The organism is Phytopseudomonas punonensis, from assembly GCF_900142655.1.
In the GTDB taxonomy this organism is placed as follows: domain Bacteria; phylum Pseudomonadota; class Gammaproteobacteria; order Pseudomonadales; family Pseudomonadaceae; genus Aquipseudomonas; species Aquipseudomonas punonensis.
This window is the reverse complement of sequence record NZ_FRBQ01000002.1, coordinates 170,549-194,707: the sequence shown is the minus strand read 5'-3', so window position 1 is coordinate 194,707 and position 24,159 is coordinate 170,549. Positions and strand designations below refer to the sequence as shown.

At 62.9% G+C, this 24,159-nt stretch carries 22 protein-coding genes and 3 tRNA genes; 7 read left to right on the top strand and 18 right to left on the bottom strand.

The window, feature by feature from the left end; all coding sequences use genetic code 11:
* Positions 1 to 12: 12 nt before the first annotated feature.
* The 13 genes from BUC40_RS07540 to BUC40_RS07480 form a co-directional block, all read right to left on the bottom strand.
* Positions 13 to 89: transfer RNA gene (locus BUC40_RS07540), tRNA-Arg, on the bottom strand.
* A gap of 72 nt (positions 90 to 161) precedes the next feature.
* Positions 162 to 252, bottom strand: a tRNA-Ser gene (locus BUC40_RS07535).
* Positions 253 to 313: 61 nt separating this feature from the next.
* Positions 314 to 499 carry a carbon storage regulator CsrA gene (csrA, locus tag BUC40_RS07530; RefSeq protein ID WP_013792214.1) on the bottom strand — a complete coding sequence of 62 codons (186 nt, stop codon included), beginning with the start codon at positions 497 to 499 and terminating at the stop codon, positions 314 to 316.
* A 178-nt stretch (positions 500 to 677) separates the two neighbouring features.
* On the bottom strand, positions 678 to 1,916 hold the full coding sequence (locus BUC40_RS07525; protein WP_073264250.1) for an aspartate kinase: 1,239 nt from the start codon (positions 1,914 to 1,916) through the stop codon (positions 678 to 680).
* A 111-nt stretch (positions 1,917 to 2,027) separates the two neighbouring features.
* Positions 2,028 to 4,652: an alanine--tRNA ligase gene (alaS, locus tag BUC40_RS07520; protein ID WP_073264248.1), complete on the bottom strand. Its 2,625-nt coding sequence runs from the start codon at positions 4,650 to 4,652 to the stop codon at positions 2,028 to 2,030.
* Positions 4,653 to 4,826: 174 nt separating this feature from the next.
* The gene (ltaE, locus tag BUC40_RS07515) at positions 4,827 to 5,828 is read right to left on the bottom strand and encodes a low-specificity L-threonine aldolase (protein ID WP_073264246.1); all 1,002 of its coding nucleotides are present in this window, start codon (positions 5,826 to 5,828) and stop codon (positions 4,827 to 4,829) included.
* Positions 5,829 to 5,881: 53 nt separating this feature from the next.
* Positions 5,882 to 6,892, bottom strand: coding sequence for a succinylglutamate desuccinylase (astE, locus tag BUC40_RS07510; RefSeq protein ID WP_073264244.1), 1,011 nt, complete (start codon positions 6,890 to 6,892; stop codon positions 5,882 to 5,884).
* A gap of 9 nt (positions 6,893 to 6,901) precedes the next feature.
* Entirely contained in the window at positions 6,902 to 7,186 is a 285-nt protein-coding gene (locus BUC40_RS07505; protein ID WP_070886694.1) for a topoisomerase II, read from the bottom strand.
* Positions 7,187 to 7,224: 38 nt separating this feature from the next.
* On the bottom strand, positions 7,225 to 8,586 hold the full coding sequence (astB, locus tag BUC40_RS07500) for an N-succinylarginine dihydrolase (protein ID WP_073264242.1): 1,362 nt from the start codon (positions 8,584 to 8,586) through the stop codon (positions 7,225 to 7,227).
* Positions 8,583 to 10,037: a succinylglutamate-semialdehyde dehydrogenase gene (gene astD / locus BUC40_RS07495; RefSeq protein WP_073264240.1), complete on the bottom strand. Its 1,455-nt coding sequence runs from the start codon at positions 10,035 to 10,037 to the stop codon at positions 8,583 to 8,585. The genes astB and astD overlap by 4 nt, the downstream gene beginning before the upstream one ends.
* Positions 10,038 to 10,165: 128 nt before the next feature.
* Positions 10,166 to 11,182, bottom strand: a complete 1,017-nt coding sequence (gene astA, locus BUC40_RS07490) for an arginine N-succinyltransferase (RefSeq protein WP_073264238.1) — start codon at positions 11,180 to 11,182, stop codon at positions 10,166 to 10,168.
* Positions 11,183 to 11,234: 52 nt separating this feature from the next.
* Entirely contained in the window at positions 11,235 to 12,248 is a 1,014-nt protein-coding gene (gene aruF / locus BUC40_RS07485) for an arginine/ornithine succinyltransferase subunit alpha (RefSeq protein ID WP_073264236.1), read from the bottom strand.
* Positions 12,249 to 12,374: 126 nt separating this feature from the next.
* On the bottom strand, positions 12,375 to 13,595 hold the full coding sequence (locus tag BUC40_RS07480) for an aspartate aminotransferase family protein (protein WP_073264234.1): 1,221 nt from the start codon (positions 13,593 to 13,595) through the stop codon (positions 12,375 to 12,377).
* A gap of 462 nt (positions 13,596 to 14,057) precedes the next feature.
* On the opposite strand from BUC40_RS07480, the gene BUC40_RS07475 reads away from it, so the two are divergent.
* Positions 14,058 to 14,327 carry a hypothetical protein gene (locus BUC40_RS07475; RefSeq protein WP_073264232.1) on the top strand — a complete coding sequence of 90 codons (270 nt, stop codon included), beginning with the start codon at positions 14,058 to 14,060 and terminating at the stop codon, positions 14,325 to 14,327.
* Between the two features lie 98 nt (positions 14,328 to 14,425).
* On the opposite strand, the gene BUC40_RS07470 is transcribed toward BUC40_RS07475, so the two are convergent.
* Positions 14,426 to 15,481 (bottom strand): NAD(P)H-dependent flavin oxidoreductase, encoded by a 1,056-nt coding sequence (locus BUC40_RS07470; RefSeq protein WP_073264230.1) that lies wholly within the window; start codon positions 15,479 to 15,481, stop codon positions 14,426 to 14,428.
* A gap of 171 nt (positions 15,482 to 15,652) precedes the next feature.
* On the opposite strand from BUC40_RS07470, the gene BUC40_RS07465 reads away from it, so the two are divergent.
* The gene (locus BUC40_RS07465) at positions 15,653 to 16,507 is read left to right on the top strand and encodes a DMT family transporter (RefSeq protein ID WP_073264228.1); all 855 of its coding nucleotides are present in this window, start codon (positions 15,653 to 15,655) and stop codon (positions 16,505 to 16,507) included.
* Between the two features lie 22 nt (positions 16,508 to 16,529).
* On the opposite strand, the gene BUC40_RS07460 is transcribed toward BUC40_RS07465, so the two are convergent.
* Positions 16,530 to 18,341: a glycoside hydrolase family 15 protein gene (locus BUC40_RS07460; RefSeq protein ID WP_073264226.1), complete on the bottom strand. Its 1,812-nt coding sequence runs from the start codon at positions 18,339 to 18,341 to the stop codon at positions 16,530 to 16,532.
* The gene (locus BUC40_RS07455) at positions 18,334 to 19,134 is read right to left on the bottom strand and encodes a glucose 1-dehydrogenase (protein WP_073264224.1); all 801 of its coding nucleotides are present in this window, start codon (positions 19,132 to 19,134) and stop codon (positions 18,334 to 18,336) included. The genes BUC40_RS07460 and BUC40_RS07455 overlap by 8 nt, the downstream gene beginning before the upstream one ends.
* 147 nt (positions 19,135 to 19,281) lie before the next feature.
* On the opposite strand from BUC40_RS07455, the gene BUC40_RS07450 reads away from it, so the two are divergent.
* Positions 19,282 to 19,779: a CinA family protein gene (locus BUC40_RS07450; protein ID WP_073264222.1), complete on the top strand. Its 498-nt coding sequence runs from the start codon at positions 19,282 to 19,284 to the stop codon at positions 19,777 to 19,779.
* Here BUC40_RS07450 and BUC40_RS07445 read toward each other — a convergent pair.
* Entirely contained in the window at positions 19,776 to 21,569 is a 1,794-nt protein-coding gene (locus BUC40_RS07445) for a thiamine pyrophosphate-requiring protein (RefSeq protein WP_073264220.1), read from the bottom strand. The two genes, BUC40_RS07450 and BUC40_RS07445, sit on opposite strands and share 4 nt — an antisense overlap.
* Before the next feature lie 455 nt (positions 21,570 to 22,024).
* On the opposite strand from BUC40_RS07445, the gene BUC40_RS07440 reads away from it, so the two are divergent.
* Genes BUC40_RS07440 through BUC40_RS07425 form a run of 4 tightly spaced genes read left to right on the top strand, consistent with a single transcriptional unit; the run spans position 22,025 to position 23,963 of the window.
* Entirely contained in the window at positions 22,025 to 22,450 is a 426-nt protein-coding gene (locus BUC40_RS07440; protein ID WP_073264218.1) for a YgaP-like transmembrane domain, read from the top strand.
* Between the two features lie 54 nt (positions 22,451 to 22,504).
* Complete coding sequence (locus BUC40_RS07435; protein ID WP_073264216.1) at positions 22,505 to 22,909, top strand: hypothetical protein; 405 nt, start codon at positions 22,505 to 22,507, stop codon at positions 22,907 to 22,909.
* Positions 22,909 to 23,313, top strand: a complete 405-nt coding sequence (locus BUC40_RS07430; protein WP_073264214.1) for a phage holin family protein — start codon at positions 22,909 to 22,911, stop codon at positions 23,311 to 23,313. The genes BUC40_RS07435 and BUC40_RS07430 overlap by 1 nt, the downstream gene beginning before the upstream one ends.
* A complete protein-coding gene (locus tag BUC40_RS07425; RefSeq protein WP_073264212.1) occupies positions 23,310 to 23,963 on the top strand; it encodes a DUF3618 domain-containing protein in 654 nt (217 codons plus the stop codon). Before BUC40_RS07430 ends, BUC40_RS07425 begins: the two co-directional genes overlap by 4 nt.
* A 114-nt stretch (positions 23,964 to 24,077) precedes the next feature.
* Here the strand turns inward: BUC40_RS07425 and BUC40_RS07420 are convergent.
* A tRNA-Asp gene (locus BUC40_RS07420) sits at positions 24,078 to 24,154 on the bottom strand.
* Positions 24,155 to 24,159: the final 5 nt, after the last annotated feature.

Below are 24,159 nucleotides of genomic sequence, written 5' to 3'. Positions count from 1 at the left end.
AGCCATTCAATATGGCGGACTCAGGAGGATTCGAACCTCCGACCGCTCGGTTCGTAGCCGAGTACTCTATCCAGCTGAGCTATGAGTCCGTTTGGTGTTTTTAGACCAGATCACCGCTGGTTTTTTCGCCAGCCTGGCTTGAAGCCAAACTTGCCAAATAATGGCGGAGAAGGGGGGATTCGAACCCCCGACACCCTTTTGAGGTGTACTCCCTTAGCAGGGGAGCGCCTTCGGCCACTCGGCCACCTCTCCGCAACACGGGGCGCATGATAAACATGTTTTCCCCGTTTGCAAACCAAAATTTCGAGAAAAATTAGTGGTTTGGTTCTTCGCCCTTCTCTTTCTGGATGCGCTGGTAAATCTCTTCACGGTGAACGGCGACTTCCTTAGGCGCATTAACGCCAATCCGCACCTGATTACCCTTCACACCCAACACGGTGACAGTGACTTCGTCACCCACCATCAGGGTCTCTCCGACCCGGCGAGTCAGAATCAGCATTCCTTTCTCCTTACGGATTCAATTTCGGACAACAAGTCTGCAAACGTGAAAAGCGCTAGCTGGTGCCCAAAGGATCCAACCAGCACTCAGTATTGACCAGTACGGACGGAAGGAAAGTTCCACCTACACCAACCAAAACAACAAAAGGCGCGGATAAGCGCGCCTTTTGCAGGATGCCTCAATCGCCCTGTCGGGCCGGAGCATCGAGTTCGAACGCAGTGTGCAGCGCGCGCACTGCCAATTCCAGATATTTCTCTTCGATGACAACAGAGACCTTGATCTCGGAGGTGGAGATCATCTGAATGTTGATGTTCTCCTTGGCCAGCGCTTCGAACATGCGACTAGCAACACCCGCATGAGAACGCATACCAACACCGACGATAGACACTTTCGCAATGTTCACGTCTCCGACCACTTCGCGAGCGCCGAGTTCGCGCGCGGTGGCTTCGAGCACCTGCTGAGCGCTCTGGTAGTCGTTGCGGTGCACGGTGAAGGTGAAATCGGTGGTGTTATCGTGCGCAACGTTCTGCACGATCATGTCGACTTCGATATTGGCGGAGCTGATCGGGCCGAGGATCTTGAACGCAACGCCCGGCAGGTCAGGTACGCCACGGATGGTCAGCTTGGCTTCGTCGCGGTTGAAAGCGATGCCGGAGATGATCGGCTGTTCCATGGATTCCTCTTCATCAAGGGTAATGAGGGTGCCCGGGCCCTCCTGGAAGCTGTGCAGAACGCGCAGCGGGACGTTGTACTTGCCGGCGAATTCCACCGAGCGAATTTGCAGCACCTTGGAGCCCAGGCTGGCCATTTCCAGCATCTCTTCGAAGGTGATCTTCTCCAGACGCTGAGCTTTCGGCACGACACGCGGATCGGTGGTGTAAACGCCATCTACATCGGTGTAGATCTGGCACTCGTCAGCTTTCAGCGCCGCCGCCAGGGCCACGCCTGTGGTGTCCGAGCCACCGCGACCGAGCGTGGTGATATTGCCGTGCTCGTCGACACCCTGGAAGCCCGCCACAACCACCACACGGCCGGCCTTGAGGTCAGCGCGAATGTTGGTGTCGTCGATACTCAGAATGCGCGCCTTGGTGTGCGAGCTGTCGGTCAGAATGCGCACCTGGCTGCCGGTGTAAGACACCGCCGGCACGCCACGCTTGATCAGCGCCATGGCCAGCAACGCGATGGTCACCTGCTCACCGGTGGACACCATCACGTCGAGCTCGCGCGCTACCGGCTGGTCATCGCTGATTTGCTTGGCCAGGTCGATAAGGCGATTGGTCTCGCCGCTCATGGCGGATACCACGACGACTATGTCGTCACCCTTTTCGCGGAATTTCTTCACCTTCTCGGCGACCTGTGCGATTCGCTCGACGGTGCCGACGGAAGTACCGCCGAATTTCTGTACGATCAAAGCCATTTCAAAGCTGCCTCAGCCCGTGAAGGGCGCCCATTAAACAGACAACACCGCACACCACTGCGTTGCTTACCGGGCATGGCAAGCAGCGCGGTCACGCTTGAGTTACGGGCCTCAGAGGCCCTGCTCGACGAACGGACCGATCAGCGCCAGAGCACCATCGAGTGCGGCCGCATCAACCCCACCGCCCTGCGCCATGTCCGGACGACCGCCACCTTTACCGCCGACGGCTGCAGCGGCCTGCTTCATCAGGTCGCCAGCCTTCAGCTTGGCGGTCAGATCCTGAGTCACGCCAGCGACCAGCACGACCTTGTCGTCCTGCACGCCGCCGAGCAGGATCACCGCACTGCCGAGCTTGTTCTTCAGTTGATCGACCAGTGCGAGCAGACCTTTGCCATCCAGGCCATCGATGCGCGCACTGAGCGTCTTGACGCCTTTAATGTCCACGGCCGAACCAGCCAGGTCGCTGCCCGCTGCGCTGGCGGCCTTGGCCTTGAGCTGCTCCAGCTCCTTTTCCAGCTGACGGTTGCGGTCAATCACTGCTGCGAGCTTGTCGAGCAGGTTGTCGCGGCTGCCTTTGACCAGGGACGCCGCCTCTTTGAGCTGCTCTTCCGCGCCGTTCAGGTAAGCGAAGGCCGCTGCACCGGTGACCGCTTCGATACGGCGCACGCCGGCCGCCACACCACCCTCGCTGACGATCTTGAACACGCCGATATCGCCGGTACGGTTGGCATGAATGCCACCGCACAGCTCGACCGAGAAGCCGTCGCCCATGGTCAGCACGCGCACGCTGTCGCCGTACTTCTCGCCGAACAGCGCCATGGCGCCCTTGGCCTTGGCGCTTTCGATGTCCATCTCTTCGGTCTGCACCGGGGTGTTGCGGCGCACTTCGCGGTTTACAATCTCTTCGAGCTCTTTGAGCTGCTCGGGCTTGATTGCCTCGAAGTGGCTGAAGTCGAAACGCAGGCGCTGACTATCGACCAGCGAGCCTTTCTGCTGCACGTGCTCGCCAAGTACCTGGCGCAACGCCGCGTGCAACAGATGCGTGGCCGAGTGGTTGAGGCCGGTGGAGGTACGCACCGAAGCGTCCACTTCAGCGTTGATGGTGGCGCCGACGCTCAGGCTGCCTTTGCTGACCACACCATGGTGCAGCCAGGCGCCGCCGACCTTGGTGGTGTCGCGCACGTCGAAACGCACGCCCGGGCCTTCGAGGAAGCCGCAGTCACCGATCTGGCCGCCGGATTCGGCGTAGAACGGCGTCTGGTCGAGCACCACCACGCCCTCCTCGCCTTCATTGAGGATGTCGACGGATTGGCCGTCGCGCAGCAGCACCAGCAGCTCGCCACTAGCAACGGTGGCGCCATAGCCGAGGAAACGGGTATCGGCGTCGACCTTGACCAGGCTGTTGTAGTCCACACCAAAGGAGCTGGCGGAACGGGCACGCACGCGCTGGGCTTCCATCTCACGTTCGAAGCCGGCTTCGTCGAGGGTCAGCTCGCGCTCACGGGCGATGTCGCCGGTGAGGTCCATCGGGAAGCCGTAGGTGTCGTACAGCTTGAAGATCACCTCACCCGGAATCACCGTGCCGCTGAGTTCGGCAAGATCCTGCTCAAGGATCTTCAGGCCCTGCTCCAGGGTCTTGGCGAATTGCTCTTCTTCGGTCTTCAGCACGCGCTCGATATGCGCCTGCTGCTGTTTCAGTTCCGGGAAGGCCTCGCCCATCTCGCCCGCCAGGGCCACGACGATCTTGTGGAAGAAGCTGCCCTTAGCGCCCAGCTTGTTGCCGTGGCGACAGGCGCGGCGAATGATGCGACGCAGCACGTAACCACGGCCTTCGTTGGACGGGGTGACGCCGTCGGCGATCAGGAAGCTGCAGGAGCGGATGTGGTCGGCCACCACTTTCAGCGAGGCGTCGCCATCGTTGGCGCAACCGATGGCCTGGGCGCTGGCCGCCAGCAGGCTCTGGAACAGGTCGATCTCGTAGTTCGAGTTGACGTGCTGCAGCACGGCACTGATGCGTTCCAGACCCATGCCGGTGTCCACGCTCGGTGCCGGCAGCGGGTGCAATACACCGTCTGCGGTACGGTTGAACTGCATGAACACGTTGTTCCAGATCTCGATGTAGCGGTCGCCGTCTTCTTCAGGAGAGCCGGGTGGGCCGCCCCAGATGTGCTCGCCGTGGTCGAAGAAGATTTCGGTGCACGGGCCGCATGGGCCGGTATCGCCCATGGTCCAGAAATTGTCGGAAGCGTATGGCGCGCCCTTGTTGTCGCCGATGCGGATCATCCGCTCGGCCGGCACACCGACTTCCTTGTTCCAGATGTCGTAGGCCTCATCATCGGTGGCATAGACCGTGACCCAGAGCTTGTCCTTGGGCAGCTTCAGCCACTTCTCGCCGGTAAGGAATTCCCAGGCGAAGTGGATGGCATCACGCTTGAAATAGTCGCCAAAGCTGAAGTTGCCCAGCATTTCGAAGAAGGTGTGGTGACGCGCGGTATAACCGACGTTTTCCAGGTCATTGTGCTTGCCACCGGCGCGCACGCACTTCTGGCTGGTGGCGGCGCGGGTATAAGCGCGCTTTTCCAAGCCCAGGAAGCAGTCCTTGAACTGGTTCATGCCAGCGTTGGTGAACAGCAACGTGGGGTCGTTGTTCGGAATCAGGGAGCTGGAAGCGACACGGGTGTGTCCCTTCTCTTCGAAGAAGCTCAGGAAAGCTTCACGGATTTCTGCGCTTTTCATTGGCATTTTCCAGGAAAACAGGCGGCCACGGCACAGCCGGCAAAAGCCCGCATTATATCGGGCTTGGCCGCGGCGGCTAGGGCATGGGTACAATTATTTGCAAGCGCTGCAAAAGCCCTAAATTCAGGCTCTGCAATGACAGACAGCGGGCAGCAAGAAGCAGCCCGCCACGGGTCAATTTCTAAACGCGGCAAAAGCCTCGATCACCTGACCGATGCCATCGGCACTGACATCCAGATGGGTGACCATGCGCAGGCGCGGAGCAGCGCTCAGGCGAATACCGCGCTCGGCGCAAAAAGCCTTCAGTACCTCGGCACGCTCGCCGATCTGCACGTAGACCATATTGGTCTGCACCGGCTCGACCACATACCCCAGCTCACGCAACCCGGCGGCCAGACAATCGGCATTGGCGTGATCTTCGACCAGCCGTTCGACCTGATGGTCAAGCGCGTAGATCCCGGCAGCGGCCAGCACACCGGCTTGGCGCATACCACCACCGACCATTTTGCGTAGGCGACGCGCCTTGGTGATTAGCGCCTCGCTGCCACACAACACCGAGCCGACTGGCGCGCCAAGGCCCTTCGATAGACAAATGGATACCGAATCGAAATGCCGGGTGATTTCACCTGCGCTCACGCCCAGTCTGACCGCGGCATTGAACAGCCGCGCGCCGTCCAGATGCAGCGCCAAACCCTTATCGCGCGTGAAGGCGCGGGCAGCAGCCAGGTAATCGAGCGGCAGCACCTTGCCCTGCATGGTGTTTTCCAGCGCCAGCAAACGCGTGCGCGCGAAATGGAAGTCGTCCTGCTTGATCGCCGCCTCGACGCGGGCCAGATCCAGCGAGCCGTCCTGTTCCATATCCAGCGGCTGGGGCTGAATCGAGCCCAGCACCGCAGCGCCGCCGCCTTCATATTTGTAGGTGTGCGCCTGCTGACCGACGATGTATTCGTCGCCGCGCTCGCAGTGGGCCATCAGCCCGAGCAGGTTACTCATGGTGCCGGTGGGCACGAACAGCGCCGCTGCAAAGCCCAGGTCTTGAGCCAGACGCCGCTCCAGACGATTGACGGTGGGATCCTCTCCGTACACGTCATCACCCAGCTCAGCAGCCAGCATTGCCTCACGCATGCCGGCGGTGGGTTGGGTAACGGTGTCGCTACGCAGATCGATGATGGACATGAGCACTCCTGTTCGAGCAGATGGCGTAGGTTGGCAGCGCCGCTAAGGCCTGCTCACTCCAGTAAAGAGTCGGCCGCGGGTACCAGCAGAATGCCGGCGCGCTGGCCGTTATGAACTTTTGGGTTGGGAAAAATGATTCGTGCGCCCTGCTCTTCCACGACCCAGCGGCTGTTGGCCAAGTCTTCTGCGAGCAGATAACCGGGCTCCAGCTCGGTGAAGTTTTCCACGTCGACAGGCAAGTGCAGAACGAAGGCGTCACTGTGTTTGATCACTTCGCGGGCAAAGGAGAACAGCTGCAGTCGCTCGATAGCAGCCTCGTCGACCGCTGGCTCGCGGCCTTCTATGATGGCGTGCAGACGCAACTCCAGGCGATCGAGGTTTACCAATTCGTTATGGCCAAACGGCCTCGCCTTGCCCAATTCCAGGGTGAACGCCTCGGCGCCCAGCCCGGCATAGGTATAGGCGCTGAAGGTGGTCGAGGGCTGGCTTTGCAACAGCACGGCATCGATACCCGCAGCTTGCAGCCGAGCACATTCGCGGCGTGAGTGGCGACGCCCTTCGGCCCAAGGATACAGGGCGAATTGCTCGATACGCGAGGCACGAATCGCCGTGTGCATGTCGTAGTGCAGGCGCGTGCGTTCGGTGTCGGCAAAGAACGATGCAGCCAGATGCTCCAGTTCACAGGCGCGCATCGCTTCGGCGCCGCTACTCAGCTCGTGCCGGCCATTGAACAACCGGTTGATGTCCTGCTCGACAAACCGCTCGCCGCGGCGCATCGCTCCGGGGTTGCCGAACAGCAGCAGCAAGCGCGCCCGCGGCTGTAGTTCGTTGCGAGCAATGCTGCACAGCAAGCGGTCGAGCAGCTCGATCGGAGCCGTTTCGTTGCCGTGGATGCCTGCTGAAAGCAGCAGATCCATGCCGTTGTCGCGGCCAGCGGCCGGCGTGACTTCGAGGGCGCCCTCGGCAAGCCAGCGCAGGCGCGTGCCCTCCGGCGTCAGCTGAATCTTCGAGGCCGGCTCGTGGCCGGCCAACGTCATCTCAAGCAGGTTGCCGAGGGCGAGCATGGGCGTTCCTCAGTGATTGCAGTCTGGGCCGTGGACGTGGTCGTCATCGGCGCCATCATCAGCCGGTTCCATTTCCAGTTCCAGGCTGACCAGGTTGGTAGCCAGCGGACGCAGCAGCAGGTTGGCGTATTCGGTGTCGCCCTCGGCGACGTCTACACCAATCATCAACTGGCCGTTGCCGACCTGCTGAATCCATACTTCCTTGCCCTGCCACATTACGGCAAAACGGGTGCACGAGGTTTCCAGCTGGGTGCCGTCGGCGTCTTCGAGGATCAGTTGCAGGGCGTCGCTCATGGTTACTCCAGTAAGTTGGTGGCTCGTAGTGAGCCGCTTCAGATGAGTTGAAAGGGGTACACGGCGCCGAGCTTTAGAATTTGCGTAAGCTCATCCAGCGCCGTGCGGCATTCGTCGAGCAGCTGCGGGTCGGCCAGGTCATGCTCGCTCAGGCGGTCGCGGTAATGGCGATCGACCCATTGCAGCAGCCGCTCGTACAGTTCCGGCGTCAGCATCACACACGGGTTCATCGCCGCCAGTTCCTCTGCCTGCAAGGCTACACGCAGGCGCAGACAGGCGGGGCCGCCGCCGTTCTGCATGCTCTGCTTGAGGTCGAAGGCGCGAACCTCGGCAATCGGCCCGCTGCCTCCCAGCAGCGTTTGCAGGTAGGCCCAGACCCGCTGATTGCTGCGGCACTCCTCCGGCACTACCAGCAGCATACGCCCGTCGGCGCGGCTCAACAGCTGACTGTTGAACAGATAGGAGCGCACCGCGTCCTCGACGCCCAGCACATGCCGCGGCACACACACCGGCTGCAGCCGCCCCCCCAGACGGGCAAGTTTGTCGCCGAGTTCGGCAATCACTCGCTCGCTGTCCAAAAAGGCATCTTCGTGGTGGAACAGCACCTGGCCGTTGCCCACGGCAATAACGTCGTTGTGGAACACGCCCTGATCAACCACCGCCGGATTCTGCTGGGCGAACACCACGGCATCTTCGGCGAGGCCATGCAAACGCGCCACCGCCTGGGAGGCTTCTAGCGTCTGCCGTGCTGGGTAACGCTGTGGGGCGGGCAAGCGCAGGTCGAAGGCGCTGCGGCCGAACACGAAAAACTCCACGCCACGCTCGCCATAGTCGCGGCAGAACCGAGTGTGGTTGGCCGCGCCCTCGTCGCCGAACTGGCTGACCGCCGGCAGCGCACCGTGATGGGCGAAATGGCGTTCGTCAGCGAACATCGCCGCCAGTACGCGGCTGGTGGTGGGATGTTCGATGGAGCGGTGAAACTTGCAGTTGAGGTTGGCGGCAGTGAAATGCACGCGGCCGTCAGCGGTGTCGGCGCTGGGGCTGACGGTTGCGGCATTGGCGGTCCACATGCTCGAGGCCGAGCAGCTGGCGACCAGCAGCGGCATCGCCTCGCGCGCAGCTTTCTCGATCACCTGGGCATCGCTGCCGCTGAAGCCACAGCGCCGCAACGCCTGTACGTCCGGCCGTTCCTGAGGCGCCAGCACGGCCTGGGCAAAGCCCATGTCCATCAACGCCTTCATTTTTGCCAGGCCCTGGCGAGCGGCTTCCCGTGGATTGGACGCAACCTGGCTGTTGTCCTGCGAGGCGACGTTGCCGTACGACAAACCGCCGTAGTTGTGGGTGGGGCCAACCAAACCGTCGATATTCAGCTCACAGGCTGAAGCGCCAGAAATACTCATAGACTCACTCCCGGAGCCAGGCTGTCCGGCAACAGCAAGCTCTCGCTTTCCAGCGAGGCGACCGGATAGGCGCAGTAATCTGCGGCGTAGCAAGCGCTTGGCCGATGGTTGCCCGACGCGCCGATACCGCCAAACGGCGCAGCACTGGAAGCGCCAGTCAGCGGCTTGTTCCAGTTGACGATGCCGGCGCGGCTGCGCAGCCAGAACTGCTCGTAGTGCTCGCGGGAGTTGGACAGCAAACCGGCCGCGAGGCCGAAGCGAGTAGCGTTGGCCTCCACGATGGCGGTGTCGAAATCGTCATAGCGAATAACCTGCAGCAGCGGCCCGAACACCTCTTCGTCGCTACGCGGCATCACTGCTGTTACATCGATGATGCCCGGTGTCAGCAGCGCCGCGCCGTCGAGCGGTTGGCTCATATCCAGCAGCGGGCGGGCGCCCTTATCGATCAGGCGCTCCTGAACCTTGAGCAGATGCTGGGCCGCGCCCAGGGAAATCACCGCGCCCATGAACGGCTCGGGCTGGGCGTTGTAGGCGCCTACTTTCAAGCTCGCTACCACGCTGACTAGGCGCGCCAGCAGCGCGTCGCCCCAGGCGCCTTCGGGCACCAGCAGGCGCCGCGCACAGGTGCAGCGCTGGCCAGCAGAAATGAATGCGGACTGAATGATGCAGTACACCGCCGCGTCGATATCGGCGACCTGCTCGACGATCAACGGGTTATTGCCGCCCATTTCCAGCGCCAGGATGGTCTCCGGGTGGCCACCGAACTGCGCGTGCAACAGATTGCCGGTCCGGCTGGAGCCAGTGAAGAACAGGCCGTCGATACCCGGGTGAGCCGCCAGTGCCGCACCGGTATCGCGCGCACCCTGCACCAGGTTCAGTACGCCAGCTGGCAGGCCAGCCTCGATCCAGCACTTGAGCGTTGCTTCAGCCACATTTGGGGTGTGCTCACTGGGTTTGAACACCACGGTATTACCGGCCAGCAGGGCCGGCACGATATGGCCGTTAGGAAGGTGACCGGGAAAGTTGTACGGGCCGAATACCGCCACCACGCCGTGGGGCTTGTGGCGCAACACCGCACCCTGGGTGCCCTCGCGCTGCCCGGTGCGCTCGCTATGGCTCTGAATGGAAATCGCCACTTTGCCGATCATGCTGGCGACTTCGCTGGTCGCTTCCCAGAGCGGCTTGCCGGTCTCTTCACCGATGGTTTGCGCCAAGTCATCCCCGTTGGCCTTGAGCACAGAGGCGAAGCGCTCGAGCAACGCTATTCGCTCGTTCAACGGCATTGCGGCCCAAGCGGGGAATGCATCGCGGGCGGCCTGCACGGCGGCCTCCACCTGCTCTGCATCAGCTTCACGGCCCACCCAGAGCAGTTGCTGGCTGACCGGATCGAGAGACTCCAGGGCATTGCCGCGTCCCATCTGCCAGAGACCTGCAATGTAATGCGTGCTCATGGTCTATCACTCCAGGCTTTCACGGTTCGACAGACCGCCGCAGAACGATGGTCTTGTACATCTGACGGCTGCCGCTCTTTGGCGGCATAACCGGATCGGGGCAGTCTCTGCCCCGCCACATCAAAAACTCAAGCCTGCGCGGCCAGGGCCACAGCGCGCACCTGATCACCTACATTGAGACGCAAGCGCTTGGCGGTCAGCGGGTCGACCACCAAGGTACCGGCGGCCATCCGCGCACGCGCCGCGGTCATGCGGCAGTCTTCACGCTTGCGGTTATGCACCAGATACACCGGCGCATCGTCGCCCGGCGTGCCAATGGCCAACACCAGCAGCTGGCTGTCGCGAATCGCGCGGATCTTCGCCGTCTCGGCCTCTATGGCAGGGCCGGCATCGAAGATGTCGACATAGCCCTGATAACTGAAGCCTTCGGATTTGAGCATCGCCAGCGCTGGCTCGGTATCCGGGTGCACGCGGCCGATCACCTCGCGGGCGGCCTCGGATAGGAAGCAGGTGTACAGCGGAAACTTGGGCATCAACTCGGCGATGAACGCCTTGTTGCCAACACCGGTCAGGTAATCCGCCTGAGAGAACTCCATACGGAAGAAGTGCCGGCCCAGGCATTCCCAGAATGGCGAACGCCCTTGCTCATCGGAGACGCCACGCATCTCGGCGATGATCTTGTCGCCAAACTGCTCACGAAATTCGGCGATGAACAAGAAGCGCGCCTTGGACAGCAAGCGCCCGTTCAGGCCGGTGCGGTGATCGGCATGCAGGAACAGCGAGCACAGCTCGGAATGACCCGTCAGGTCATTGGCCAGGAACAACGTCGGCACCTGGCGATGGATACCCAATTCCTGAGACGCGCAAACGGTCAGGCCGACCCGGTAGTTGTACCAAGACTCACGCAACCCCACGCCACCGGCAATCGCGGAAATGCCCAGCACGCGACCGTCATCGTCTTCGAGCACGAACATGTAGTCGCAGTCGCCGCGCTCTGCTTCGCCACGAAAGGTCTTTTCGGCTCGACCGACGCGATAGGCAAGGCGCGCCTCATTGGCCGGCAAGGTGGTCAAGCCGGTGCCGGTGCTGCGCGCAAGGTCGATCAGTGCCGGCAGGTCGCCGGCCCGTACGGAGCGAACGATCATGATGCCTCCGAAAAGCTGCAGGTCAGACGCGTGGCACTCGTTAATGACGGACTCATACGGCCACCAGCCTTACCTGACCACCTTCGCCGACGCCAAGCGTCTGCGCGGTAGCAGGGTCGAGTGTGACCGGCTGGCCGGGCGCCCAGTCCAGTTCGGCGATCACGGCGCGGAAACCCTGCAGCTGCTCATTGCTGACCAAGTACGGCCGCCCACCACTGGCCTCACCCAGCACCACAGGCGCCACAACACTTTGGGCGATGGAGCGGATGCCAGAAGTGCGCGCATGCAGCGTCGGGCCGCCGTCGAAAATGTCAATGTAGTGGTCGGTCTCGAAACCGTCACGCATCAAAATATCGAACGACACCTGAGCGCGCGGGTGCACCAGGCCCATGGACTCCTGGGCGGTATCCGGCAGCAGCGGCACGTAGATTGGGTAATGGGGCATCAGTTCGGCCAGATAAGCGCGGCTGCGCAGCCCACACAGGCGCTCGGCCTCGCCGTAGCTCATACCGAAGAAATGCCGACCCACCGCATCCCAGAACGGCGACTCGCCGGCGTCATCACTTTCACCGACGATCTCTACCACCATCGCATCGGCAAAACGCTCCGGGTGGCATGCCGCGAACAGCAGGCGCGCGCGGGAGTTGAGCTCGGCGCAGACGCTGTCGACCAACGAGCGCTCGACGTAAAAGCTGGTCAGCAAGCTGTTGCCGGTCAGGTCGTGGCACAACGAGAGCACGTGGATCTTGTTGTGAATCTTCAGCTCGCGGGAGTTATGAACAAAGGTCTCGTTGCGAAAGCTGTAGAACGGCTCGGAATAGCCGGCCGACGCGACGATGCCCGAGCAGCCGACCAGGCGGCCGGACTCGGTGTCTTCGAGCACGAAGAAGTAGCGCTCCTCGCCGTTGAAACTCACTTCAGCGGCGAACGACGCCTCGGAGGCGGCGATCTTGTCGCGCAGCCGCTCGGCGTTGTCCGGCAGCGAGGTGACCCCTACTGGGCTGTCGGCAGCCAGGCGCTGCACTTCAGCGAGGTCGGTCATTCGCGCAGGGCGCATAACCAGCATGGTTCACTCCTTCAGCAAGGCGGGGGCGATACAGCCCTGGCAGCGAGAATCATCATCCGTGAAACGGGTCGGCACCTGCCGACACCGCGAATTGAACGGACAGCGCGCGGCTGCCCGATGCACAGATTAGGCCTTGGCGACTTTGGCGACGGCACGCTCGAAGCGATCCAGGCCTTCGTCGATATCAGCGTCCTCGATGACCAGGCTCGGCGCGAAACGCACCACGTCCGGGCCAGCTTGCAGAATCATCAGATTCTCTTCGGCCGCCGCATCGAAAAACTCGCGAGCCTTGCCCTTCCATGCATCGGAGAGCACTGCACCGATCAGCAGACCCATGCCGCGCACGCCGGAAAATACCCCGTATTTCTCGCCGATCTGCAGCAAACGCGCCTTGAAGCGCTCGTGCTTGGCCTTCACGCCATTAAGCACTTCGGGCGTGTTGACCACATCGAGCACGGCACCAGCTACCGCGCAACCCAACGGGTTACCACCATAGGTAGTGCCGTGGGTGCCGACTGCCAGATGGCTGGCCAGCGCCTCGGTGGTCAGCATGGCAGCAATCGGGAAACCGCCGCCCAGGCTCTTGGCGCTCGACAGCACATCCGGCGTGACGCCGTAGTGCTGATAGGCGAACAGGTGGCCGCTGCGGCCGACACCACTTTGTACTTCATCGAACACCAGCAGCGCGTTGTGCTGGTTGCACAGCTCACGGGCGCCCTGCAGGTATGCCAAGTCGGCGGGCAACACGCCGCCCTCGCCCTGAATTGGCTCGATGACCACGGCGCAGGTCTTGTCGCTGATCGCAGCTTTGAGCGCGTCAATGTCGTTGTAAGGCACATGGGTGATGCCCTGAATCTTTGGTCCGAAGCCATCGGAGTACTTCGGCTGGCCGCCCACGCTGACAGTGAACAGGGTACGGCCGTGGAAGCTGTTGGTGGCGGCGATGATCTCGTATTTGTCGGCGCCAAAGCGGTCGTGCGCGACGCGGCGCGCCAGCTTGAAGGCCGCCTCGTTGGCTTCTGCACCGGAGTTGCAGAGGAACACGCGCTCGGCAAAGGTGGCATCGACCAGTTTCTTAGCCAGGCGCAGCGCAGGCTCATTGGTGAACACGTTGGATACATGCCAGAGCGTATTGGCCTGCTCGGTCAGCGCCTTGACCAGTGCGGGGTGGGCATGACCCAAGGCGTTGACGGCAATACCGCCGGAGAAGTCGATCAGCTCTCGACCGCTCTGATCCCAGACGCGCGAACCGGCGCCGCGTACCGGCACGAATGTAGCCGGCGCATAGCTGGGTACCATCACCTGGTCAAAATCGGCGCGTTGCACCGGGTCGTGCTGAGCGGACATCGGGACTCTCCTGACGAGACACGCAAGCCAAGCAGGCCTGCGATGCGAAAGATTGTAGGGGGTGCTCAGGGGCCGGCATTGCCGGCATGCGACAACTTCGTACAGCGCCATCGCCCGCTGTGGGCCGGACAAAATCCATCTGCCTGGCCGGCGAGGCGCAGTTTAAACGTTGCGGTGGCTCCGGCGCACGGGGCGGCGAACATTTATCCGCCGCACGAATTTCGCACAGTGGCCATGCGGCTATGATTTTTTGGCATAAAGGGGCAAACCTGAGGTGGAAAATATTTTCATTCACCCCACCTGGGCATATTGCCAGCCTCCGGAGTGACGGTGATATCATTTTGCTCGCAGCGTGGCGCCCAAATATGAACGGCGTCCCACTGCCGGATCATCAAGGACCTGATGACCTGACGCAGTTTCCCTCAATGCTGTGCATCGACTCGTTAGTCAAGGAAGCACGAGATGAACACCAAAGAAAAACAACTAACCGAACTGCTTACCCTCACCTCACGCAGCATCACCCATATGACTGCTGCCATGACCGCATTCTCATTCGATCTGCTGCGTAGCGACGACAGTGGCGTGCGCTCCTCGGCCTCGAAGATGATCACCCGCCTCGGTGCGGTAAGCCGCGAACTGGATCAGCAGTGGGCTCTGATCAGTGAGTTGACCGGTGTCGAAGCGCCCGTCCGTGTGGACACCATCGAAGAAGTCCAGTTGCACTCGGCCTAAAGCGCCGCGCTCACCCACAGGCCGACGCAAAGTCGGTCTGTCAGCATATTCCTAATCAGCTATCTATCGTTCCCAAGCGCCAGATGCGCGCGAGCAGACTATGCACGCGCGGCCAGGTACTCACGCTGCAGCACGGCCACCAGCTCGGCAGCTGGCATCGCCCGCGCGAGTGCTGCGCCCTGCCCGGCCCAGTGTGCCGCAAATTCGGCATTCCCCGCCTTGCCCCCCGCAGCGATCAACTGTTTACCCGCATCGTAGGCAATCCCGAAACCCGGCACGGCAGGATGGCCTGGCGCGCCCACTTCAGCCATGAAGCGATTGACGATGCCACGCGCCGGGCGCCCAGAAATCACCGTGGTTACCTGAGTCACCCACGCCCGCTCGCTACTCAGCATCTGCCGATAGGCTTCATTGGCTGCCGACTCGGGGCAGAGAATAAAGGCGGTGCCCAGCTGCGCCGCGCTGGCGCCCAATGCCATAGCAGCGGCAATGCCAGCGCCATCCATGATTCCGCCAGCAGCGATGACCGGGCGAGACAGGTGTTTGACCAGCACCCTCACCAGAGCCAGCGTGCCAATGCCCTGATCGCCCCGCTGCGGCTCGAAAACACCGCGGTGGCCGCCCGCCTCGATGCCTTGGGCAACGACGATGTCGATGCCCGCGTCCTGCGCCAGCAGCCCTTCCTCCAAGGTCGTAGCCGAGGCCAGCAAAGTGATGCCAGCCTTCTTCAACGCGTCGATACGTTCCTGCGCAGGCAGGCCCAGGTGAAAGCTGACGATGGGCGGCCGCTCTTCGAGCAATACCTCGAGCTGACCCTCGTCATTTTGAAAACTGCAGTAGATATCGCGAATCGAATCAGGCGCTGGGACCCCAAATTCGGCGAAATAAGGTTGCAGGTACGCGAGCCAGGCCTGCTCTTTGGCAGCCTCGGCAACGCTGGGCTGGTGGCAAAACACATTAATGTTGAACGGCTTGCGCGTGCCTGCGCGGGTGTCTCTGATCATCTGCCGCCCAGCTTCAGCCTGAACCGCCGCAATGGAGATTGAGCCCAATCCACCCGCGTTGCTGACCGCGGCAGCAAGAGCCGGCGTGGCGGTACCGGCCATTGGCGCTTGAATGATCGGGTAGTCGATGCCCAGGGCTGCGCAGCTCATAGAGTTCTCGCTGATTCAGGTGATGAGGGCATCGACTATAGCCCCATGCATAACGAGAAGCCCACTTCGCAGCCTGCCCGCCAGCCGCAACAGATGCCGGGTACCACAATCCGTTTTACCTGCTGCGCCGTACTTGGCACTCTGTAGCTCCTCCGATCAGGCGACATCTCGATGAGCCTTCGCACCGCCCATTTGCAATTGCACGCAGCCGCCTTGCTGGTCGGCGTCTCGGCGCTGTTCGGCGAATCGCTGAAGGTCAGCGCCAGCATGATCGTGCTCGGTCGCTCGGCCTTCGCGTTATTGGCGCTGAGCCTGTTCTGCCTGTGCCTGAACAAACGCCCCTGGCGCGCCGTGAATCGGCGCACCGCCAACACCCTGCTGGCCACGGGCGTGACGCTGGGCGCGCATTGGTTGCTGTTCTTCATGGCAGTGCAAACCGGCGGCGTGGCCGTGGCGACCCTGGGCTTTGCATCGTTCCCGGCCTTCACCGCATTGATCGAACGCGTGGTGTTCGGCCAGCACCTGGGGCGTACCGACCGCTGGATTCTGCTGCTGGTGTCGATCGGGCTGATCCTGATCACCCCGTCATTCGATCTGCGCGATGGCGCCACCGTCGGGCTGCTCTACGGCGTGCTGTCCGGCGCGGTGTATGCGGCGATTGCCGTGGCCAACAAGCATGTCTCCGGCAAGGTCGATGGCCTGGCGTCCTGCTGGTGGCAATGCCTGGCCATCAGCCTGGCGTTGCTGTTCTGGTGCCTACCGGAGATCCCGACGATCAGTACCGGGGACTGGTGGCAGCTGGCCGCGTTGGGGGTGTTGTGTACGGCGTTGGCGTACAGCCTGTTCATCGCCTCGCTGCGCCATGTGCGCGCCCACACCGCGGCGGTGGTGATCACCATGGAGCCGATCTACGCCATCGCCGGTGCGTGGCTTATCTTCGGCACCATGCCGACCGCCGGCATGCTGCTCGGCGGTGCGCTGATTCTCGGCGCAGTTGCCTGGTCCGGGCTGCAGAGCAAGCGCTAGAGATTCATAAATGGCAGCCCGATCAAGGCTGCCAAGTGGTGCGCTCGCCACTGAGCCGGTGATCGAGAAAGCTCGCCGCGCTGATCAGCGCCAGGTGGCTCAGCGCCTGAGGCGTATTACCCAGGTGATGGCCGCGCCGATCCAGTTCTTCAGCGTACAACCCCAGCGGATTGGCATAGCGCAGCAACTGCTCGAATTCCAGGTGGGCTTTCTCGATACGACCAGCACGCGCCAGGCACTCCACGTACCAGAACGAACAGGCGATAAAGGAGCCCTCCTCGCCCTTGAGCCCGTCGTCGGTGCGGTAGCGATAGACCATGCCATCGCGCACCAGTTGCTGCTCGATGGCTTCCAGGGTGGCCAACCAGCGCGGGTCGGTGGCGGCGACAAAACGCATCAGCGGCATCAGTAGCATGGAGCCGTCGACATCCTGGCAACCGATGCGCTGCACGAAGTGGCCGCAGCTCTCGTCCCAGAAGTTGTTCCAGATATCGTCATGGATGGCTTGGCGCTCATCGTTCCAGCGCGCGAAGGGCGCCGGCAGCGAGCGTTTCTGGGCCAGGCGAATGGCGCGATCCAGGGCTACCCAGCACATCAGCCGCGAGTGCAGAAAGTGCTGCTCTTCGCCGCGAATCTCCCAGATGCCCACGTCCTTCTGCTGCCAGCTGTCACAGACCTGATCGACGATGCCCACCACGTGCTTCCAGCCGTCATGGGAAATCGCCTCGCCATACTTGTTGGCCAGGTACACGGCATCGAGCAGCTCGCCGAAGATATCCAGCTGGGTCTGTTCGTGGGCTTCGTTGCCGATGCGCACCGGCTTCGCGCCGCCATGCCCGGCCAGATGATCGAGGGCGCTTTCCGGCAAGTGATGCTGCCCGCGCAGGCTGTAGAGGATGCGCAGGTGCGCCGGGGTTTCCGAGCAGTCATCGACGCGGTCACGCACCCAGCGCATGAAAGCGTTAGCCTCCTCGGAAAAGCCCAGGCGCATGAAGGCGTAGACGGTGAACGAGGCGTCGCGAATCCAGGTGTAGCGGTAATCCCAGTTGCGCTCGCCGCCCGGCGCTTCGGGCAGGCCGTAGGTAGCAGCGGCGATGATGCCGCCGTGTTTGCGTGAGGTCAGCAGCTTGAGCGCCAGCGCCGAGCGATGCACCATCTCGCGCCAACGGCCGCGGTAATTGGATTGTTTAATCCAGCGCCGCCAGTATTTCAGGGTTTCCTGCAGGCAATGCTCGCAAGCGCCGGCAGCCACCAGTGGATCATCCGGCGCGCCAAGGACGAACTCGGCATGCTCGCCTTCACGTAATTCGAACTCGGCGATCGCGCAGTGCTCATCGATACGCAACGGCTGGCTCGCAGACAACCGCAGGCTGGGCTGCCCTGGCGCGTGGAACAGCACATCGCGGCCATCGATCTCCGCCACAGTGTCGGCGCGGCTGTAATCATGGCGCACCCGACAGCGCAGGCGGATCGTGGCACTGCCGGAGACCACGCGGATATTGCGGATCAGCCGCGGCGCGGCGTCGACATCGGCGTTGATCGGCATCAAGTCGGTACACTCCACCACCGCCTGTTCGTCCAGCCAACGCGTCTGCAGCACGTTGGTATCGGGCAGGTAGAGTTGCTGGCGACGCGCGTCGGGCAAGTCCGGCGCCAGCTGGAATACCCCGGCTTCGGGGGTATCGAGCAAGGCGCTGAAGATCGATGGGCTGTCGAAGTCCGGCCAGCAGAAGAAGTCCACGCAACCACTGTCGGCGACCAGCGCGGCGCTGCGCATGTCGCCGATGATGCCGTGGGCCTCGATGGGCATCTGACGATCATGGATATCAGCCATTGTCACGAAACTCCGGGTAAAGGCTCATGCCGCCGTCGATGAACAGCGTGGTGCCGTGGACATAGTCGGCCAAGTCGGAGGCCAGCCAAACCACCGCATTGGCGATGTCCTGGGCGTCGCCGATGCGCCCATAGGGGATCAGCTCGAGCAGCTTGTCGGCCGCCTCGCCCTCAGTGGCCTCGCGGTTGATCGCCGTGCGGATGGCCCCCGGCGCAATGGCATTGACGCGGATGCGTTGCTCGCCCACCTCCTGGGCCACGCTGCGCATCAGCAGGTCGAGCCCGCCCTTGGAGGCCGCGTAATTGGCGCGCCCGGCCCAGGGAATCAGCTGATGCACGGAGCTCATCTGAATGATCTTGCCGGCGGCGCGGGAAACCTCTTCACGAATACCCTGTTTAGCGAACTGCCGCAGGGCGGCGCGCACGCAAAGGAACTGGCCGGTGAGGTTGACCTGCAGCACCTGGTTCCACTCATCCAGGCTCATGTCCGCGGTCGGCGCGTCGCGCTGCATGCCGGAGTTGGCCAGCAGGATGTCGAGCCGCCCGAAGGTGGCGAGGGTTTCGGCGAACAGCGCCTCGACCTCCGCCTCGCTGGACACATCCGCCTTCACGGCGATGGCCTGGCCGCCGCCATCACGAATCTGCGCGGCGAGCTTTTCGGCGGCTTCACGCCCGGAACGGTAGTTGAGCACCACCGCAGCGCCCGCCTCGGCCAACGCCCTGGCAGATGCCGCACCGATACCTGAACTGGCGCCGGTAACCAGCGCGACCTGGGACTGCAGAGAGATGAGCATGGCCGTTTCCCTTTCCTCGACGTGCTACACCTGACTGGAAGCCAAGCGGCAGAGTTCAGGGAAAAGCCCGCTGCCGTCGATCAGTGCAGCAGCACCTCGCAGGCGTGGCGCGAATCAGAGAAAGGAGAACACCCCGAGGAACCTGCCATGCGAGACATCGAAACGCTGCTCGACTACCTGAAGCAGCACAAGCTCTACCTGACCACCGCCGAGTCATGCACCGCCGGCATGATCGTGGCGTTACTCGCCAAACACCCCGGTAGCGGCGAATGCTTGGACAGTGGCCACGTGGTCTATTCACCTGCGGCCAAGAAACGTCTGCTTGGCGTGAGCCAGCAAACCCTCGACACCTTCAACCTGACCAGCGAAGAAGTGGCATGCGAGATGGCGACCGGCGCCTTGAATGGCAGCCCAGCCAACGTGGCAGTGGCGAGCACCGGTGTCGCCGGGCCAGATGCCCAGGGCGAGATTGCACCGGGCACCCTGTGCTTTGCCTGGGCGTTTCGAACCGTGGGCGGCTCTATCCGGCTGTTTTCCAGCACCGAGCGCTTCGCCGGCGACCGCGCCCGGGTTCTCGAAGAGGCCGCGCGCTTCGCGCTGCTGCGCCTGCCAGACTGGCATGCGCAGCTGATCGACGAAGGCTAACGCCGGCTCTTGCCCGGCAGGATCGAGCTCAGCACCTGCTTGGTCGCCTGGCGCAGGATGCCGCCCTGGTTAGGGTCACCCTGCCACAAGGTCGATGCAAAGGCCTTGGCCTGGGCCAGGGTGATGTGCGGCGGCAGTGGCGGCACATCCGGGTCGGTCTTGAACTCGATGACCACCGGGCGATCCGCCGCCAGCGCCTGCTCCCAGGCACCCGCCACGTCTTCCTCATGGTCGACATAGATGCCCTTGAGGCCGATGGACTCGGCGAACTGGTGATAGGCCACACTGGGAATGTCCTGGGACGCCGAGAACTTCGGGTCGCCCTCCATCACCCGCTGTTCCCAGGTCACCTGGTTGAGGTCTTCGTTGTTGAACACTGCGCAGATCCAGCGCTTGTCCTGCCACTCGTGCCAATACTTGGCCACGGTGATCAGTTCGGCCATGTTGTTCATCTGCATCGCACCATCACCGACCAGGGCCACCACCGGGCGATCCGGGTGGGCGAACTTGGCGGCAATCGCATAGGGCACCGCCGCGCCCATGGACGCCAGGCCACCGGACAGCGAGCAGAGCATGTCCTCCCGCATCTTCACATCCCGGGCGAACCAGTTGGCGCAGGAGCCGGAATCGCTGGTCACCACGGCACGATCCGGCAGGCGCGGCGACAGCTCGTAGGCGACCCGCTGCGGGTTGATCGGCGAGGCCGAAGCCATGGCGCGGCGCTTCAGGGTGGTCTGCCATTGCGCCGTCCAGCGCTCGATACGCTTGCGCCAGGTGCGCAGCGTCTTGCGTTCGAGCAGCGGCAGCAGCGCCTGCAAGGTGTCCGCCGCATCGCCTTGCAGGTTCACCTCCATGGGGTAACGCAGGCCGAGCATGTCCGCCTGGATATCGATCTGCACGGCGCGCGCCTGGCCCTCCTTGGGCAGGAACTCGGCATAGGGGAAACCCGAGCCGATCATCAGCAGGGTGTCGCACTCTTCCATCATCTGGTAACTGGGCTTGGTACCCAGCAGGCCGATGGAGCCAGTCACCCAGGGCAGATCGTCCGGCAGCGCCGCCTTACCGAGCAGCGCCTTGGCGACGCCGGCACCGAGCACGTCGGCCACCTCGGTAACTTCTTTCGCAGCGCCCAGCGCGCCGGCGCCGATCAGGATCGCCACTTTCTTGCCGGCATTGAGCACTTCGGCCGCGCGCTGCAGGTCAGCGTCATAAGGCACCACACGCGGCCGGCTGTAACCGACGCCGGAATGCAGGGTGCCGTGTTCGCGCGCAGGTTCCTCGTACGGCAGGGTTTGCAAGTCGTTGGGCAGAATGATCGCCGTCACCCGGCGATCGCCCAGCGCGGTGCGAATGCTGCGGTCGACCAGGTGACGCACCTGGGACGGCGCACTGGCCTGCTGTACGAAGGCACCAGCGACGTCCTTGAACATCGACAGCAGGTCCACCTCCTGCTGGTAATGCCCGCCCAGGGCATTGCGCGCCTGCTGACCGACGATGGCCAGCACCGGCATATGGTCCATGCGCGCATCGTACAGACCGGTGAGCAGATGGGCCGCGCCCGGGCCGGAGGTGGCGATGCATACACCCAGATCGCCGGAGAATTTGGCATCGGCCGCCGCCATGAACGCCGCCATTTCCTCGTGGCGCGCCTGGATGAAGCGAATCTTGCCCTCGGCCCTCGCCAGGGCGCCGAATACGCCGTTGATGCCATCGCCCGGATAGCCATAAATGCGCCGCACGCCCCACTGATAGAGGCGTTCGACGATGAAATCTGCGACTGTCATGCTCATGGATAACTCGCTCGAAGTTCAGGCCCGAGATGGGGCCGACATGGATGGAGTTGCCACGCGACGTCTATGTGCGCGACTGCCCGGCCAGGCAGCTCTGCTGCCAGACAGAGAATCTTGACCGAGGCCTGATCGCAGAGGTTTAAGGTTTCTGACCACGCCGCTGCGCCTGTAGCTGCGCGGCATAGGCGCTGCGGGCCAGGCGAAGGTTGCCTGGCAAAAAGATCGAACATGCAGCGCGCGGCACCCTCAAACGACGTAGAGCGAAGAACCGAGGGACGAGGCATGACCCAGCGAGTACCCGATCCGACCCAGGCACCCGACTTGCCAGGTAAGCCCTCTCCACTCGATTTGCCCGATGAACCGGACAACGATGGGCTACCGGAAAAGCCGCAGCCAGACCCCGTCTGAGCGCGACGCCGCCGCTAACCCATCCACAACCAGGCAGGAGTGAACCTATGGTCGCCTTCGAACCGCAATCGCACCCCGAACGACGGGAGCCGCCACGCCAGAACGTCAGAGGCTGGGAGCGCCTGCTGTCCATTGGTGGCGGGCTGCTGCTCGCTGCTCTGGGTGCGGGCAAGCATGGCCAGCAGGGCAAGCGCCAGCTGAGCGTCGGTGGCCTGTTGTTGCTACGCGGGTTGAGCGGGCATTGCAGCGTGAAGAGCGCGCTCGATGATCCGCTGGAAGAAATCCGTTACCTGCGCGAGCGTGTGCAACGCCTGCAGGAGCTGGTGCTGATGGCCGAGGAAGTCGCCGACCGTACCCGCGCGCCTGCCGTGGCGCCCGTTCCCGTTCCGCCGGTGCCGCCAGTAACGCCCGCGCCGGCGGAGTTCAGCACGCCCATCGCCGATGAATTCGCCAGCCGCGAACAGAGCCGCTAGCGGCGTACAGGCAATAAATGGATAGTCCTTTAGAGCACGAGCAGGTGTAGCCACATGGAAAACGACAACCACGAACGCCCGCACAAGCGCCCCGCCAAGATCATCTCCGGGCATTGGCAACAGGATGCCCAGGAGCAACTGCGCGCACGTATTCAGGCCGAACAGTCGCATACCGATGAGCTGGAAGCCCTGGCACGAATCGCCCGCTCCACCATCGCCGACCTGGAAAATCCGGACGCGCCCCAGTCGGCTGATCGCCTGCAGGAAGCCGCCCGGCAGTTGGCGGCGCTGCGCGATGCCGTCAACAATTACAGCGGCCACGCGGTGCACAGCGTCGACCGTTTCGCCCGCAGCCATCCGCTGTGGCTGGCAGCCGGCGGCCTGGCTCTGGGTTACGCGGTGAGCCGGGTGTTGCGCAAGCGCCGTGATGATGGATATCCGCGCAAAGGAGCCCTGTAATGAACGAAGACCCGCGGCAACCACAACTTGAGCCTTCCCTGCTCGGCCTGCTGCGTCAGCTGACCCGTGAAGTGCAGACGCTGTTCACCAAGGAACTGGCGCTGGCCAAGGTCGAGCTCAACGCCTCCCTGCAGGCGACCAAAACTGGTATCGCTGCGGTCGCAGGCGGCGCCATCGTGCTGCTGTGCGGCGTGCTGATGCTGCTGCTCTCGGCGGTCTATGGTCTTAGCGAAGTGCTGCCACCGTGGGCGGCCGCGCTGATCGTCGGTGTGGTGGTGATCATCATCGGGCTGATCATGCTCAAGGTCGGTCAGCAGAAATTCGCCCCTTCCCAACTCACCCCCGAGCGCACCCTGGATTCCTTGCAGAAAGACAAGGAAGCGGTGCAGAGGCAAATGTCATGAGTACCCATAGCAGCATCGCAGCGGAATCGCTCAAATCCCCGGAAGTGCTCGAGCAGGAAATCGATCAGCAGCGCAGCCGCATCGATGCGCTGATCGATGATGTGGAAGCACGCCTGACCCCGCAGCGCCTTATCGATCAGGCTCTGGCCTATGGCCGCGACAGTGGTGGCCTGGAAATCGTCGAGCGCCTGGGCCAGACCCTCAAGGCCAACCCCGTACCGGTGGCCATGACCGCCATCGGCCTGGCCTGGCTCGCCGTGGAACAGGCCCGTGGCCGACCACGCCCGGAACCGGAAATCGACTACCCGACCGATCACGAATCCCTGGCCGATGCATTACGCGAAGCGCGCCAGTCGCTCGACCAGGGCACCCATGCTGTCAGGCAGAAACTGCACGATCTGGCAGACAGCGCCGATTCGGTGAAAAACCAACTGAAAGAAGGCGCCGACAAGATCAGCCAGGCGGTGCACCGTCGCCCTTGGGCTTTCGCTGCCGCGGGTCTGGCACTGGGCGCGGTGGTCGGTATTCTGGGCACGAGCCGCAAGCCTCATGCCGAAGAGCTCGAGGTGGAAACCTACGTGGTTCCGGATATCGAGGCGGGTTTTGACGAGCTGGACGACGATCCGGCCTTTCGGCCTGGCGCCATGTAAATGGCACCTTGAGCGCTGCCCCTGGCAGCGCTGCCGAGAGCAGAAACGAAAAAAGCGCCCTAGGGCGCTTTTCGCGTTGCTTCCGGGTGTTCAGTGGGCCCTGGAAGCTATATATGGCGCAGCGGACGGGACTCGAACCCGCGACCCCCGGCGTGACAGGCCGGTATTCTAACCGACTGAACTACCGCTGCGCATA

What these genes read in the sequence shown, in the direction of transcription:
- csrA (WP_013792214.1), bottom strand. Translation starts at nt 499, where the DNA reads ATGCTGATTCTGACTCGCCGGGTCGGAGAGACCCTGATGGTGGGTGAC.
- BUC40_RS07525 (WP_073264250.1), bottom strand. Translation starts at nt 1,916, where the DNA reads ATGGCTTTGATCGTACAGAAATTCGGCGGTACTTCCGTCGGCACCGTC.
- alaS (WP_073264248.1), bottom strand. Translation starts at nt 4,652, where the DNA reads ATGAAAAGCGCAGAAATCCGTGAAGCTTTCCTGAGCTTCTTCGAAGAG.
- ltaE (WP_073264246.1), bottom strand. Translation starts at nt 5,828, where the DNA reads ATGTCCATCATCGATCTGCGTAGCGACACCGTTACCCAACCCACCGCC.
- astE (WP_073264244.1), bottom strand. Translation starts at nt 6,892, where the DNA reads ATGCTCGCCCTCGGCAACCTGCTTGAGATGACGTTGGCCGGCCACGAG.
- BUC40_RS07505 (WP_070886694.1), bottom strand. Translation starts at nt 7,186, where the DNA reads ATGAGCGACGCCCTGCAACTGATCCTCGAAGACGCCGACGGCACCCAG.
- astB (WP_073264242.1), bottom strand. Translation starts at nt 8,586, where the DNA reads ATGAGTATTTCTGGCGCTTCAGCCTGTGAGCTGAATATCGACGGTTTG.
- astD (WP_073264240.1), bottom strand. Translation starts at nt 10,037, where the DNA reads ATGAGCACGCATTACATTGCAGGTCTCTGGCAGATGGGACGCGGCAAT.
- astA (WP_073264238.1), bottom strand. Translation starts at nt 11,182, where the DNA reads ATGATCGTTCGCTCCGTACGGGCCGGCGACCTGCCGGCACTGATCGAC.
- aruF (WP_073264236.1), bottom strand. Translation starts at nt 12,248, where the DNA reads ATGCTGGTTATGCGCCCTGCGCGAATGACCGACCTCGCTGAAGTGCAG.
- BUC40_RS07480 (WP_073264234.1), bottom strand. Translation starts at nt 13,595, where the DNA reads ATGTCCGCTCAGCACGACCCGGTGCAACGCGCCGATTTTGACCAGGTG.
- BUC40_RS07475 (WP_073264232.1), top strand. Translation starts at nt 14,058, where the DNA reads ATGAACACCAAAGAAAAACAACTAACCGAACTGCTTACCCTCACCTCA.
- BUC40_RS07470 (WP_073264230.1), bottom strand. Translation starts at nt 15,481, where the DNA reads ATGAGCTGCGCAGCCCTGGGCATCGACTACCCGATCATTCAAGCGCCA.
- BUC40_RS07465 (WP_073264228.1), top strand. Translation starts at nt 15,653, where the DNA reads ATGAGCCTTCGCACCGCCCATTTGCAATTGCACGCAGCCGCCTTGCTG.
- BUC40_RS07460 (WP_073264226.1), bottom strand. Translation starts at nt 18,341, where the DNA reads ATGGCTGATATCCATGATCGTCAGATGCCCATCGAGGCCCACGGCATC.
- BUC40_RS07455 (WP_073264224.1), bottom strand. Translation starts at nt 19,134, where the DNA reads ATGCTCATCTCTCTGCAGTCCCAGGTCGCGCTGGTTACCGGCGCCAGT.
- BUC40_RS07450 (WP_073264222.1), top strand. Translation starts at nt 19,282, where the DNA reads ATGCGAGACATCGAAACGCTGCTCGACTACCTGAAGCAGCACAAGCTC.
- BUC40_RS07445 (WP_073264220.1), bottom strand. Translation starts at nt 21,569, where the DNA reads ATGAGCATGACAGTCGCAGATTTCATCGTCGAACGCCTCTATCAGTGG.
- BUC40_RS07440 (WP_073264218.1), top strand. Translation starts at nt 22,025, where the DNA reads ATGGTCGCCTTCGAACCGCAATCGCACCCCGAACGACGGGAGCCGCCA.
- BUC40_RS07435 (WP_073264216.1), top strand. Translation starts at nt 22,505, where the DNA reads ATGGAAAACGACAACCACGAACGCCCGCACAAGCGCCCCGCCAAGATC.
- BUC40_RS07430 (WP_073264214.1), top strand. Translation starts at nt 22,909, where the DNA reads ATGAACGAAGACCCGCGGCAACCACAACTTGAGCCTTCCCTGCTCGGC.
- BUC40_RS07425 (WP_073264212.1), top strand. Translation starts at nt 23,310, where the DNA reads ATGAGTACCCATAGCAGCATCGCAGCGGAATCGCTCAAATCCCCGGAA.